Annotated in this window: 9 protein-coding genes; 4 read left to right on the top strand and 5 right to left on the bottom strand. The window is 60.3% G+C overall.

From position 1 onward, the window contains the following. The first annotated feature begins 82 nt into the window (after positions 1-82). The gene (locus HU739_RS14445) at positions 83-4,054 is read left to right on the top strand and encodes a type III effector 1 (protein WP_186547489.1); all 3,972 of its coding nucleotides are present in this window, start codon (positions 83-85) and stop codon (positions 4,052-4,054) included. Positions 4,055-4,136: 82 nt separating this feature from the next. Here HU739_RS14445 and accC read toward each other — a convergent pair whose 3' ends face one another. From accC to gcbA, 5 genes are all read right to left on the bottom strand, one after another. Next, positions 4,137-5,492 carry an acetyl-CoA carboxylase biotin carboxylase subunit gene (gene accC, locus HU739_RS14440; protein ID WP_186547487.1) on the bottom strand — a complete coding sequence of 452 codons (1,356 nt, stop codon included), beginning with the start codon at positions 5,490-5,492 and terminating at the stop codon, positions 4,137-4,139. 17 nt (positions 5,493-5,509) lie between these two features. Next, positions 5,510-5,971 carry an acetyl-CoA carboxylase biotin carboxyl carrier protein gene (gene accB / locus HU739_RS14435; protein ID WP_007914603.1) on the bottom strand — a complete coding sequence of 154 codons (462 nt, stop codon included), beginning with the start codon at positions 5,969-5,971 and terminating at the stop codon, positions 5,510-5,512. A 48-nt stretch (positions 5,972-6,019) separates the two neighbouring features. Then, a complete protein-coding gene (gene aroQ, locus HU739_RS14430; protein ID WP_186547485.1) occupies positions 6,020-6,472 on the bottom strand; it encodes a type II 3-dehydroquinate dehydratase in 453 nt (150 codons plus the stop codon). 253 nt (positions 6,473-6,725) lie between these two features. Further along, positions 6,726-7,769: a methyl-accepting chemotaxis protein gene (locus HU739_RS27045; RefSeq protein WP_407681960.1), complete on the bottom strand. Its 1,044-nt coding sequence runs from the start codon at positions 7,767-7,769 to the stop codon at positions 6,726-6,728. Between the two features lie 955 nt (positions 7,770-8,724). After that, positions 8,725-10,395: a diguanylate cyclase GcbA gene (gcbA, locus tag HU739_RS14420; protein ID WP_186547481.1), complete on the bottom strand. Its 1,671-nt coding sequence runs from the start codon at positions 10,393-10,395 to the stop codon at positions 8,725-8,727. Positions 10,396-10,810: 415 nt separating this feature from the next. Between gcbA and HU739_RS14415 the strand changes: the two genes are divergently transcribed. The 3 genes from HU739_RS14415 to HU739_RS14405 all read left to right on the top strand — a co-directional run bounded on the left by HU739_RS14415 (position 10,811) and on the right by HU739_RS14405 (position 13,021). Next, positions 10,811-11,878 carry a DUF2333 family protein gene (locus HU739_RS14415; RefSeq protein ID WP_186547478.1) on the top strand — a complete coding sequence of 356 codons (1,068 nt, stop codon included), beginning with the start codon at positions 10,811-10,813 and terminating at the stop codon, positions 11,876-11,878. Between the two features lie 3 nt (positions 11,879-11,881). Further along, positions 11,882-12,439, top strand: a complete 558-nt coding sequence (locus HU739_RS14410) for an NUDIX hydrolase (protein ID WP_186547476.1) — start codon at positions 11,882-11,884, stop codon at positions 12,437-12,439. A gap of 210 nt (positions 12,440-12,649) precedes the next feature. Further along, complete coding sequence (locus tag HU739_RS14405) at positions 12,650-13,021, top strand: translation initiation factor Sui1 (RefSeq protein ID WP_007914613.1); 372 nt, start codon at positions 12,650-12,652, stop codon at positions 13,019-13,021. The last annotated feature ends 146 nt before the right edge of the window (positions 13,022-13,167 follow it).

Raw genomic sequence — 13,167 nt, 5'->3', positions numbered from 1 at the left:
TCGATATACATATGTATGGCCGCAGGCGGCTGGGCGGCCAATAGAGTGAGGGCTCACTTCAAGGCATAAAGGACTGGGCGATATGACGGATCAACAAGGGATTGCAGGCGACACGTTGCCGACAACGACTGAGCCGGCGGGGACAGCGCAGGAAGTGCTGCTGCGGGTGACACGCTGGCAGGTGATGACGGACAAGCGCCTCGGTAGCCAAATGACCTTGCTGGAAGCGATTGAACACTTCGCATTGATCGAATTGCGCATTCATTACCCTGATGGGGTTATCGATCCGGGTTTCGTCATTTCCCTTGTCGATGCCGTGCTGCAAAAGCTCATAGACGGCAAACCGCTGATCTTCGTCGCCGTCAGGGACGCACCTTATCGCTGGCCCGGAGGGGCGGACCCGGGGTTACCTGCCGATCGCCGAGAGACGGTCATCCGCACCGTTGATACGGTCGCTGCGTATTGTCTTGAGCAGTACAAGCAGTATCTCCATGATCACTGGCAGACCAAGGAGCTGGAGCCACGGTTCGACCGTATGATCGAGCGCAAGCTGCAGCGATATATCGATGACATCGAAAAACTCTTCCATCCCGAGCAGCTTGCCGGACTGACGGCAGCTCGACTGCGCGACAGAATTGAAAAAATCCAGGAGCGTGGCGCGCGCCGGTATCGATTGACCTCACTGGCATCGCCCCGGGAGCGCAAAATTATCGAGGCGCTGGCCTTCGAGCAATTGCCGCATTGGTTGCGAGTGTTGAAGGAACCCGATCGACGTTTGCTTCATGACCATCAGGAACAGACCATGCAAGCCCAGGCCGTGCTCGATAACCTGCTTGAGGGCTACGGTTCGTTGCAGGCCTACGCTCGGCAGCGAGCCATCGACTTCATCCAGTTGCAGTTGGACATGCAGGTCGAACCGGACACGACCCTGGTGCGGTTGGCGTGGCGTTCGGCGGTTGGTGAGCGGACGCAGAACCGAAGCCTGACCGAGCTGCTCGCCGGCGGGCCGATTGGTCGGGATTTTGCCTCGGTGGCGGGGTTGGCCAGTGACACGCCTCTGCGGAATCAGCCACTGGAATCGCCATTCATTGCCGACATGCTGGCGACGCAGGATCTTCCCACGGACTACCACCACGAGCTCGTTCGGCAATACGAGCGCGAAGACGTAAAAGAGGCATTGAGCGCCTGGTTTTCGCAGCGACTCAAGCAAAGTGCTTTTGTTGCCCGGTGTGCCGGGCATTTATCGGTCGCCGACCATGAGCGTCTCGAACAGGTATGGGATGGCGAGGCGTCGGTAACCCGTTTGCGCGTCTGCGGTTTGACGCTGCCCAACGGCATGAAGTGTGCCGATCTGCTGCTGTTCTATCGCGAAGAAGCTGCCGGCGGTGTTAACGATCTGCTGTTGTATGCGCCCAACAAGCCAGACGGCCAGGAGTGGGTCCGGCTGCCTTCACTTATGGAGTTGAGCGGTGAATTGTGGGGATGGACCCAGACCGAGTCCGGTCGTGAATATCTGTTGCGGCAGCTCTCGCCGGCAACCGGGGATAAAGCGCGGGCGTATCTGTTCAGTGTGTCGAACGATCCTCGCTTGTGGGGCATGAGCCGCGACATCAGGCGCGGCACAAAGACGTTCGTCGATTGCGCTGATGACGCCGCGCAAATGGGCCTTGCAAACAATCTCAAGCAGGTTGAGCAGGACCACTCGCCAGGCTGGTACGCGGCGCTTGGGCTTGAGGCACGACGACGCATCAGCAGCCTTAATCAGGAGTTAGAGGTTCATCAGCAGGTTCTCAGTGAGCTGCTGACCGGCTACGAGGTCTTTGTCGATTTTGCCAAACGCACCATCGCCGAAGCGATTACACCGTATCTGCGCAGCCGCAATGTGCTGGAGCCGGTTGATCCTGCCACGGTCCTGATTGATCACAGTGAGCCCGGCAATGATTACAAGTCGAAAGTCTCCAGTCTGCTCGATCTGGCCATTTACGGATACGATGAAAACAGGGGGATCAACCATCCGGATCGCGGCGTACGCTCGTCTGTCGGCCAGGACCTGAGTCAGCTGCGCAGTGCTGAGCTGGCGCTGTATCTGCGCAGGGCGTATCTGGGAGACGCCTACGCCAAGGAGATCCGCGGCAAATATCTCGAGTCGGGCGATCCGGCCTATGACAGTCGCCGATATGCCTATCGCAATGTGTTGCTGTCGAAAATGGACCGTGATCTGCGGGTCGCCAGAAGTAAAGATCAAATACTTGAGACGGCTTACATTGCGCTGGTCCGGCAAGTCTCCCGGTTGAGCAATGGGGAGTTGCCGAGCGGGCGGGGCTCGGGAGCCAGTATCGTGGCCCATGACGGCGTGTTCCGGTTCGCGATTCGTGGGCATATCGTGTTGGGGGTTTATGTTTTTGTCTGGTTTGACCCTGATGCGGCTAGCTGGCTTTACATGCCGGACGCTCCCGATGGCGTGACGTTTCGCCGATATGAAAGTTTCTGCGGGGAAACGACAGGCGCGCTGAATGACTACGTAATGTCGCGCGTGGCCACGGGCGCGCGGCAAGCCGTTTCGCGCTATTTGCGGGCACTGACGGCGAAGAACATGCACGTCGATACGCTATACGAGTGGCAGCGTGTGGGTGATTGCCGGGGAGAGTTCAATGCCTGCATTGAACGGGCGGTCACTGACGTAGCAGACATCACCACCAGTCGCGCCGAGGTGATCGAAAAGCAGGTAGTCAAGGGGTTGGTGTTCGCAGCAGCGCCTTTTTGCATCGTTTTCCCGCCCTTTGCTTTGCTGCTGGATGCCGCGTTTATTGCCGCCAGCGTCACTCAAGCCCTTGGCGCTCATCAGGAGGGCGATACAGACGCAGCACTGTTGCACTGGCTGGAAGCATCCTGGGGAGCTCTGTTCGCCATGGTCGGCGCGGGCAGTGCGATCAAACTCCTCGGGCAAGCACTCAGAAGCCTGAAGCAGACGGTAAGGCCCATATCATTACTGGCCGAGCGCCTGAAGAGCGGGGCACCGGCAAGAACGAAAGAAACCTTGCCGATGGTGCGAGAGGTGCGCTTCAAGCCTAAACAGGCGGTTGCGAAGGCTCCCGAACGGCTGCAGCGGGTGACCGACGATAGTGTCTTTTTTGGTACCTGGCGCAGTGCACCCAGCACGACGCAAGCTCAACCGGCGTACTACATTCGTCACAAGGGTAAATATTACCAGGTCAAGAAAAACCCTCATTTCGACGGTCTGAGTCTGATTGATGCCCAGCGCCCGAACGCCATTTACAATCGGCCCATACGCCTGACGCCGCGTGGCAAGTGGACACATGAGCGGGTTGGGCTCAGAGGCGGGAATGATACCGTTCGCAACCTGGGCAGCATCACGGATCTGCGCGAGGCTTTTCCCGGGCGTGTCAGTCCGGATCCGGTCAGGGGCGCGTTGCAGGGCGAAGCTGTGGTGGCGAAGCTGGTCGACGGAGCTGCGGACAATTATCTGTTTTCAGTCAATGCCCAGACGTGTGTGGTTGCATCGTTGTACAACCCGGCGACGAAGATCGGCGCGGTCATTCATATCGATCACAATATTCGTTCGTTGATCAAGGCACGGGTCGACGATGTGGTGAAGCGCATAGGCGGAGAAGCGAAGGATGTTCGTGCGACCCTCGTGGGCGGGGACTGGCTGTTCGGTGGTGATATCGGCGGGGTGATCAGAAGCGAATTGCGACGCAACGGCGTGCGGCCTACGTGGGATTACTGGTCGTATTCTCTCTGCGTGGGGAATACTTTCGGCGTGTCGCTGAATCTGCGCAATGGGGTCACAACAGTGTTCAAGCATTCCATGGATTCAGTTCGCGAGTTATACAATCCATTATCGAGGGCTGCCCACACGTTACCAGCGCACATGCCCGCGGACAACTTGTCACAGCGCGTATTGAGGGTTGAAGCGCGCGTTGCCAGCACGCCGCTGTATGAGAACCGTCCCGGCGTCGTGGTTGATAAGAATGGCAAGGCGGTAACCTCCGAAATGATTCACGACCAGGCTTTCGCGCTGGTACTGCTGTAGTAACGCGCTGTTTGCAGGCGGAGCTCCCATAAAAAAACCCGATCCAGCCGGATCGGGTTTTTTAGTTACTTCGCGTGCAGCCTTACGACTGTTTGGCCAGCTTGTGCTCGAGGTAGTGAATGTTCACGCCCCCTTTGCAGAAGCCTTCGTCGCGAACCAGATCGCGGTGCAGCGGGATGTTGGTCTTGATCCCGTCGACCACGATTTCGTCCAGGGCGTTGCGCATGCGGGCCAGGGCTTCGTCGCGGGTCGCGCCGTAAGTGATCAGCTTGCCGATCAGCGAGTCGTAGTTCGGGGGTACGGCATAACCGCTGTACAGGTGCGAATCGACGCGAACGCCGTTGCCGCCTGGAGCGTGGAAATGCTTGACCGTGCCCGGGCTCGGCATGAAGGTTTTCGGGTCTTCGGCGTTGATCCGGCACTCCAGCGAGTGACCGCGGATCACCACGTCATCCTGAGTGAACGACAGCTTGTTGCCAGCGGCGATGCTGAGCATCTCCTTGACGATGTCGATACCGGTGACCATCTCCGAAACCGGGTGCTCCACCTGAACACGGGTGTTCATCTCGATGAAGTAGAAACGACCGTTCTCGTAGAGGAACTCGAACGTACCGGCGCCGCGGTAGCCGATGTCGATGCACGCCTTGACGCAGCGAGCCAGGACTTCCTGGCGCGCCTTCTCGTCGATGCCCGGTGCCGGCGCTTCTTCGAGAACCTTCTGGTGGCGGCGCTGCAGCGAGCAGTCGCGGTCGCCCAGGTGGATGGCGTGGCCCTGGCCGTCGGACAGCACTTGCACTTCGACGTGGCGCGGGTTGGTGAGGAATTTTTCCAGATAGACCATCGGGTTGCCGAACGCCGCGCCTGCTTCGGAGCGGGTCAGTTTCGCCGAGGCGATCAGGTCTTCTTCCTTGTGCACCACACGCATGCCGCGACCACCGCCGCCGCCAGCGGCTTTGATGATCACCGGGTAACCGACTTCACGGCCGATGCGCAGCGCCGTTTCTTCGTCTTCCGGCAATGGGCCGTCGGAGCCTGGAACAGTCGGTACGCCCGCTTCGATCATCGCGTGCTTGGCCGAAACCTTGTCGCCCATCAGGCGAATGGTGTCGGCTTTCGGGCCGATGAAGGCGAAGCCGGAATTCTCGACCTGTTCGGCAAAATCGGCGTTTTCCGCGAGGAAACCGTAGCCTGGGTGAATGGCGGTGGCGCCGGTCACTTCAGCCGCAGCGATGATGGCCGGGATGTGCAGGTAGGACTGAGCGGCGGACGCCGGGCCGATGCAGACGGATTCGTCTGCCAGACCCAGGTGCATCAGCTCTTTGTCGGCCTTGGAGTAAACGGCGACGGTCTTGATGCCCATCTCTTTGCAGGCACGCAGAATCCGCAGGGCGATCTCACCGCGGTTCGCGATCAGAACTTTTTCCAACTTCGCAGTCATCAAAGGCTCTCCGCAGTTCAAACGATGGTGAACAGCGGTTGGTCGTACTCAACCGGCTGGCCGTCTTCGACGAGGATGGACTCGATCACTCCGCTGGTTTCAGCTTCGATGTGGTTCATCATCTTCATGGCTTCGACGATGCACAGGGTGTCGCCTTTCTTCACGGTCTGGCCGACTTCAACGAAGGACGGCGAGGTCGGCGAAGATTTGCGATAGAACGTACCGACCATCGGCGAACGGGCAACGGTGCCGTTCAACGCTGGGGCGGCAGCGGCAGCCGGGGCGGCGGCAGCGACTGGAGCGGCTGCAACCGGTGCAGCGGCCGGAGCCTGCATCGGTGCTGGCGCGTAGTACTGCTGAGCCGGGGTCTTGCTGTGACGGCTGATGCGTACGGACTCTTCGCCTTCCTTGATCTCGAGCTCGTCGATGCCGGACTCTTCCAGCAATTCGATCAGTTTCTTAACTTTACGGATATCCATGAATCATCAACTCCCAAGGGTCGGTCAGGGGCGTTTAACGCTTGTCGTTCAAGCTGTTGCCTGGTTTTCAAGCTGCTCTAGTGCGGCCTCCAGGGCCAGTCGGTAACCGCTGGCGCCAAGGCCGCAGATCACTCCTACCGCTACATCGGAGAAGTAGGAGTGATGGCGGAAAGGTTCGCGCTTGTGCACGTTGGACAAATGCACTTCGATGAATGGGATGCTCACTCCCAGCAGCGCGTCACGTAATGCGACACTTGTGTGCGTAAAAGCCGCCGGATTGATCAGAATGAAATCCACGCCTTCGCCGCGCGCGGCGTGGATGCGGTCGATCAATTCGTATTCGGCATTGCTTTGCAGATGCAGCAGATGGTGGCCGGCTTCGCGGGCGCGGCGTTCCAGATCCTGATTGATCTGCGCCAGGGTCGTCGACCCATAGGTGCCCGGTTCGCGGGTGCCGAGCAGGTTCAGGTTGGGGCCGTGCAGCACCAGTAGTGTTGCCATCTGCATTGTCCTTGTTATCAATGAGCAGTCGTCAGAACCCGGCGACTATGCCGCAAAGCCTTTATGACTGTCCAGTTCCATGCAAAAGGCCGCACGATGGGCGATGTTTGCGCGAGATATGTGACCGTGATTTCAGATCCGGTCATTTTGCGGGATCGGCGGTGTCTGGGTTGACGCCATCGCGAGCAGGCTCACTCCTACATTTGGAATGCGTATCCCCTGTAGGAGTGAGCCTGCTCGCGAAAGCGGTTTATCAAACGCGAAAGGCCTGAACGGCCGTGTGCAATCGCCCACCCAACACCAGCAAATTCTCGCCCTGTTCACGTCCCTGACCGATCCGCAGCAAGTTGTCCCCACCCAACTGATGAATGCGCTCACTGTGATCGCGAATCTCGCTGACCGCGCCACTCTGCTGCGCGGTGACCTCGGCGATGCGCACGGCGGTGTCGGCAATGGTTTGAATCGCCCCGACGATTTTGTCCAGCGCGCCGTCCGCCGCTTGCGCCTGATTGGCTGTGGCTTCGGCGTGTTCGACTTGCGCACGCATGCCTTCGACCGATTGGCGGGCGGCGGTTTGCAGCCCGGCAATCAGCGTCTGGATTTCGGCAGTCGCGCCAGCGGTGCGTTGTGCCAGCGAGCGCACCTCTTCGGCGACGACGGCGAAACCCCGGCCCATTTCGCCGGCGCGCGCCGCTTCGATCGCCGCGTTCAAGGCCAGCAGATTGGTCTGATCGGCAATCGAGCGAATCACCGTCAATACGCCACCGATGGTTGCTGACTCTTGTGCCAAGTGTTCGATCATCTGCGCGTTGCCCTGAACTTCGCCGACCAGCGCATGCAAACCGGTGAGACTCAAGCCAATCACGCGCTGGCCGTGTTCAACCGCTTGCCCGGCGTGACGGCTGGCGTCGGCGGCCTGCTGCGCATCGCCGGCAACCTGCTGGATGGTCGCCTCCAGCTCGCCGAGCGAGTCACGAATCAGCGCGGTATCGCCGGCCTGATGCTCAGCGCCGCTGTGCAGGTCGTGGCTCAGTTCGGCGAGGGTGCGGCTGCTTCCCGCCACTTGTTCGGCATTGCCGCGAATGGTCCCGACCAGATCCACCAGATAGGCGCGCAGGCGATTGAGCGAGGCTTCGATGTCCTGCAATTCGCGATTGGTCTTGCCCAGTTGAATGTCGCGGCTGAAATCGCCGTCGGCCCAGACCGACAGCGCCGGGGCGAGGTGGGTCAGGGTGCGGGCAAGGCGCCGCTGCAGGGTGTCAATCAGCAATGCGATCAGCAGAATCAGACCGATCATCACGCCTTGCATCAAGCGCACTTCGCTCTGGATCTGCCCGTGCTGCGCACGTACCACCGGTTCCAGGCCGGCGATGGCGTGCTGCACCGTGGCCAGTTTTTCGTGGGTGGCGGCGCTGAGCTCGGCGCGCTTCTGGATCTGTTCGCGGGTGCGTGCCAGTTCTGCCGGATAACGGCTCAACAAGCTGTTCAACTCGCGCTTGAGAGCGACGCCGGCGTCTTCGGCAGCGGTTTTTTCGGTGTTCTCGATGCCCATCATTGCGGCGAAATCGTCGCTGCTCGATTGATTGTCGGCAACCACGCCGAGCAAGGGCAGGGCATCAATCGCCTGAGCCTGGGCGCGCATGTTGTTCACCTCGCGCTCGACATCGGCGGCCAGTTCACTGCGCCCGCTGCTGACCATTTTGTCTCGCGCCAGCGACAGTTTGCCCAGATGCTGCGAAGCCGCAAGCAACGGTGGGAGATAGGCGGTATTGCCGTTGGCGTACGCGCTGAGCTGGTCGAGGCTGGCGCTCAGTTCACGCTCGGCCTGTAGCAACAGCGCCTGCGGGTCGCCCGCCAGTTTGCCGGCGGCGAGCAAGTCGCTTTTGCTGAACGCTTGAAGGCTCGTCAGGCTCGGTCGCAGGGTGTCGGCGAGGGCTGGCGGCAGTTCACCGAGTTCCTTCTGCACCGCTTCGATGGCCTGGGCGGCGCTGCTCAAGCGCAAGGCGTCGCCATTGGCGAGGTAATCCTCGACATTGCGTGCGACCTCATTCTGCAATTGCTGCGACAACCCCAGATAGCGCTCCATCAACAGATACGGACGCTCCAGCGCTTTTTGCGACCACCACAGCGTCGCGCCGAGTGCCAGGCACACGGCGACGAGCAGCAGGGTATTGAGATTGGTGAGCAACTTCAGGCGCATGACGGCTACCAACGGCAAGAAATGGTAAGCGCCTGAATTTATTGCGGTTCTATTACAAGGTTATGACCGAATCAGTGGATTCCGATGAAAAGGTGGCACTTTGCTTTGAATGTCGCGCGGTCTGCACCCGATTGCGGCCGGCACCCTTGGCGCGGTACAGCGCCTCGTCGGCCTGGCTGGCCATCATCAGGCTGTCGCAGTCATCGCTCATTTCCACCACGCCGGCGCTGAACGTGCACCACAAATCCTGCGGCTGTGCCGGGTAATGGATTTCGGCGAAGCGCTGGCGAATCTCGTCGAGCACCTTGTGCGCGGCTTCAATGTCGGTGTCGGGCATGACAATGGCGAACTCTTCGCCACCGTAACGACCGATGAAATCGGTTTTGCGCAGGCGCTGCTTGAGAAACAACGCCAGGCTCTTGATCACGCGATCGCCCATCGGGTGGCCGTGACTGTCGTTGACCCGTTTGAAGTGATCGATGTCGAGCATGGCAAAGCTCAGCGGCTTGTTCTCGCGACGGGCGCGGAACGAGCAGTCTTCGAGCAATTGCAGAATATGTGTGTGGTTGTACAGGCCGGTGAGGCTGTCGCGAACCATCCGCGCCTTGAGGTTACGCGCCCGCGCCGCGCGGTTGCGCACGGTAGTGATCAGGTGTCGCGGCTTGATCGGTTTGGTCAAAAAGTCATCGCCACCCTCGCTCATGGCGTCGAGCTGCTTGTCCAGGTCGTCCTCGGCCGATAGGTAAATGATCGGCACGCTGACGTAGCGGTCGTTGTGGCGAATGACCTTGGCCAGCTCGGTGCCGGTGCAGGCTGGCATGTACATATCGAGAATGATCAGATCGGGCTGGAAATCCGCCAGTTCGGCCATCGCCTGAATCGGTTCGATCAAAGTGCGGGTGACGATCCCGGCGCTGTTGAGCAGGCGCTCGGTGTGCAGGGCCTGGGCGCGCGAGTCGTCGATGATCAGCACTTTATAAGGCTCGTACTGGGCGACGCAGGTCAGCACCTCGATTTTCTCCAGCAGACTCGACGCTTCGAGGGTGCCGGTAAGGAATTCCTGGCCCCCGGCGCGCACGGCGGCGAGACGGGTCGGCGTGTCGGTTTCGTGCAGGCTGAAGAACAACAGCGGCAAGGGTTCTTCCAGACCGACCTGGGCCTCGGCCGCGAGTTTCAGGCCGACCCCGGGGCCGCTGAAGTCGACGTCCATGACAATGGCAGCGGGCAAACGCTCGACCATGGATGAACGGAACGCCGCGACACTGTCCAGCGCTTGCGCGCTCAGGCCGAAGAATTCCAGTTGTTTGGCCAGCCGTTCGGCGCGGTCGTGATCCTGCAGCATCACGTAGATCGGTTTGCGCAGCGGCGGCAAAAACGTCTGGTCGAGTTGGTCGCCGTGGCGCAGACCGGTGCGCGACAGGCGCTGCATCAAACGATTGAGATCGGTGATCAGGCCGCTGCTGAGGCGGCCGCGGTTGGCGTCCACCGCTTGCAGCGACTGGCTGATGTGGTGCGCCAACTGGGTGTGTTCCGGCTGTTCGAAACGCTCGGCAAAACGCAGCAGGCGCAGATTCGCCTCGCTCAGTTCGGCGAGATCGACAGTGGACCACTCACTGCGTTGCAGGCGCTGCCATATCTCAAGAATCTGACGTGCCTGATGAATTACCCGCTGGGCAAAGTGCTGCTTGAGACGCTCACGGCTGGGGTCTTCTGGCTCGGTCATATCCTGACTACTAGTTAGGCTGCATGCTGAGATCGACTGGTGGCTCTATGCTAGCACCTCTTTTCCCTTAGACGAGTGTCGTACGTCAATAATCTGCTGCGCGGTACGATTCAGTTTCTGACCGAGCGGTTTCATTTTCGACCTTTACGTCGCGCAAAGGCCCATGAACCGGAGGCTTGCGTCGGTGATGGGCAAACCTCGCAGCGGTGTCTCGAACACGTATTTCGGATGTGTCTGGCATCCCCTCCAGGCGGCGAGCGGCGGTCCGGATATAAGGGAAACCCCTAGTCCGGCGCGAAGCGTCATTCGTCCACACGATTTGCGGCTTATCTTTAGCGGCGGGTGCTAGGCCTTAGCACGATGTTGTATGGTTGTGGTCGAACCGTTGAACCCAAGTGATCGAAAGGATAACGCCATGCTGGACTGGAAAAACCGCGCGGGCAGCGCGCCTGAACGTGCCGCCGAGCCGAAGTCGGCCACCCGCAATTATGTGGGCGGGCTGCTGTTCAGCCGGGCGCTGGCCACGCTGGTTGGCATTTATCTGTTGGTGACCATTGCCCTGGGCTGGTACTGGAGTCAGGAGCCGGAACTGTTTCCCGTCGCGCAAAACGCCCAGGTGGCTGCCGAGAAGGAAGGCAAGCAGATGGTGGTCGGCTACACGACGGTCGAAACCCTGAAGACCGTCGCCGGCACTTTGCTGAACAAGCCGGGCGGCTATATTTCCAACGATCGTTTCCCGCCGGGCCTGTGGATGGACAACACGCCGAGCTGGGAATACGGCGTGCTGGTGCAGGTGCGTGACCTGACCCGTGCGTTGCGCAAAGACTTCGCCCGTTCGCAATCGCAGTCGGCCGAAGACGCCGATCTGGCCAAGGCTGAACCGCGCTTCAACTTCGACAACAAGAGCTGGGTGCTGCCGTCCAGCGAGTCGGAGTATCAGGAAGGCATCAATTCCCTGAGTCGCTACCAGGCGCGCCTGTCGGATCCGAGCCAGAAAAACGCACTGTTCTATGCCCGCGCCGACAACTTGAACAACTGGCTGGGCGATGTCGGCACCCGTCTCGGCTCGCTGTCGCAGCGGCTGTCGGCCAGTGTCGGGCGGGTCAAGCTCAACACTGCGCTGAAAACCGAAGTGCCGGCCGTCGGCGAAGTGCCGCAGGTTGACGAAGAAGTCGTCGAGACCCCATGGATGCAGATCGACAACGTGTTCTACGAAGCGCGCGGTCAGGCTTGGGCACTGTCGCATCTGCTGCGTGCCATCGAGGTTGACTTCGCCGATGTGCTGGCGAAGAAGAACGCGACCGTGAGCGTGCGTCAGATCATCCGCGAACTGGAGGCTTCGCAGGAGCCGGTCTGGAGCCCGATGATCCTGAACGGCAGCGGCTTCGGCGTGTTGGCCAACCACTCGCTGGTCATGGCCAACTATATTTCCCGGGCTAACGCTGCCGTGATCGATTTGCGCCAATTGCTCAATCAGGGCTGATACGTGGACCAACAAGCCAGAGAGGCCGAGCACCGCGCCGCTTCGGATGCCGAACAGATCGCCTGGGTCGACGAGCAGGACAACCTGCTCGGCGCTCTGGTGCGCTCCGATTTGCGTGAGCGCGGGCTGATCGGTCGCGGCACCTACATCATGCTGTTCAATTCCGCCGGTGAGCTGTGCGTCCACCGGCGCACCTTGAGCAAGGCGATTTATCCCGGTTACTGGGATGTCGCCGCGGGTGGCATGGTCCAGGCCGATGAAACTTACGCCGAGTCGGCGGCGCGGGAGCTGGAGGAAGAACTGGGCGTCAGCGGCGTCGAACTCACCGCTCACGACCATTTCTACTTCGAAGACACCGGCAATCGCCTATGGTGTTCGGCGTTTTCCGCCGTGTGGGACGGCCCGCTGAAACTGCAGCCGGAGGAAGTCCTCGAGGCGCGATTCATTCCGGTTGAGCAGGTCATGCGGGAAATCACCGAAAAGCCTTATTGCCCGGACTCTCTGGCGGCGTTGCAGCGCTATCTCAAGGTGCAGCAAAGCGACGTCGCAAAGAACATATGAAATGGCGCCGATTGGCACTTAGCAATCGCGATTTTTGCCGTTACACTGCGCGACCTTTTCAAGCTGCACCGGATAGTTTGAGGTTGGCCTGCGGATTTCCAGTCCAACGTTCTCCGATGCAGTAGCGCTGCCCCTGCCTGAGTGGGGCTTCGCGGTCGCTGACCTTGCCCAAGGTTGCGATCAGTCTTTGTCCTCCCGAGAGGATTGCCGGTGGCCAAGAAAGCCGCATCCTTCGCCGCCCTGGGCGGCCTGGTATTTTCCACCGACGCAGGTCGTCATTGCCCGGAATGCAGCAAGCCGGTGGACGCCTGTATCTGTAAACAAACCGTGATCCCGGCCGGCGACGGCATTGCCCGCGTGCGACGCGAGAGCAAGGGCCGTGGCGGCAAGACGGTGACCACCATCACCGGCGTGCCCCTGGCCGAAGACGCGCTCAAAGAGTTGGCGACAACGTTGAAGAAACGTTGCGGCACCGGCGGGGCGCTGAAGGACGGCATCATCGAAATCCAGGGCGATCACGTCGAGCTACTCTTGGCAGAGCTGATCAAGCACGGTTTCAAAGCGAAGAAGTCCGGCGGCTAGCAGCCTCTGTGAAACCCTCCGGCGGCTTGATCCGGCTTCGAGTGTTCTCGATTCCGGCGTCGTCGCCATGGTTTTCACAGAGCCTGTTCATGAACGGTTTCTAAACTCCACGCAGTCAGTGCGGTCTACCGCCGCACTGACGAACC

This window comes from Pseudomonas hamedanensis (assembly GCF_014268595.2).
In the GTDB taxonomy this organism is placed as follows: domain Bacteria; phylum Pseudomonadota; class Gammaproteobacteria; order Pseudomonadales; family Pseudomonadaceae; genus Aquipseudomonas; species Aquipseudomonas hamedanensis.
Note: the sequence above shows the minus strand (reverse complement) of the source record. Positions and strands in the feature narration are given on the sequence as shown.

Bases quoted from the DNA above. Each gene is read 5' to 3' on its own strand.
- HU739_RS14445 (WP_186547489.1), top strand. From the start codon at position 83: ATGACGGATCAACAAGGGATTGCAGGCGACACGTTGCCGACAACGACT.
- accC (WP_186547487.1), bottom strand. From the start codon at position 5,492: ATGACTGCGAAGTTGGAAAAAGTTCTGATCGCGAACCGCGGTGAGATC.
- accB (WP_007914603.1), bottom strand. From the start codon at position 5,971: ATGGATATCCGTAAAGTTAAGAAACTGATCGAATTGCTGGAAGAGTCC.
- aroQ (WP_186547485.1), bottom strand. From the start codon at position 6,472: ATGGCAACACTACTGGTGCTGCACGGCCCCAACCTGAACCTGCTCGGC.
- HU739_RS27045 (WP_407681960.1), bottom strand. From the start codon at position 7,769: ATGATCGGTCTGATTCTGCTGATCGCATTGCTGATTGACACCCTGCAG.
- gcbA (WP_186547481.1), bottom strand. From the start codon at position 10,395: ATGACCGAGCCAGAAGACCCCAGCCGTGAGCGTCTCAAGCAGCACTTT.
- HU739_RS14415 (WP_186547478.1), top strand. From the start codon at position 10,811: ATGCTGGACTGGAAAAACCGCGCGGGCAGCGCGCCTGAACGTGCCGCC.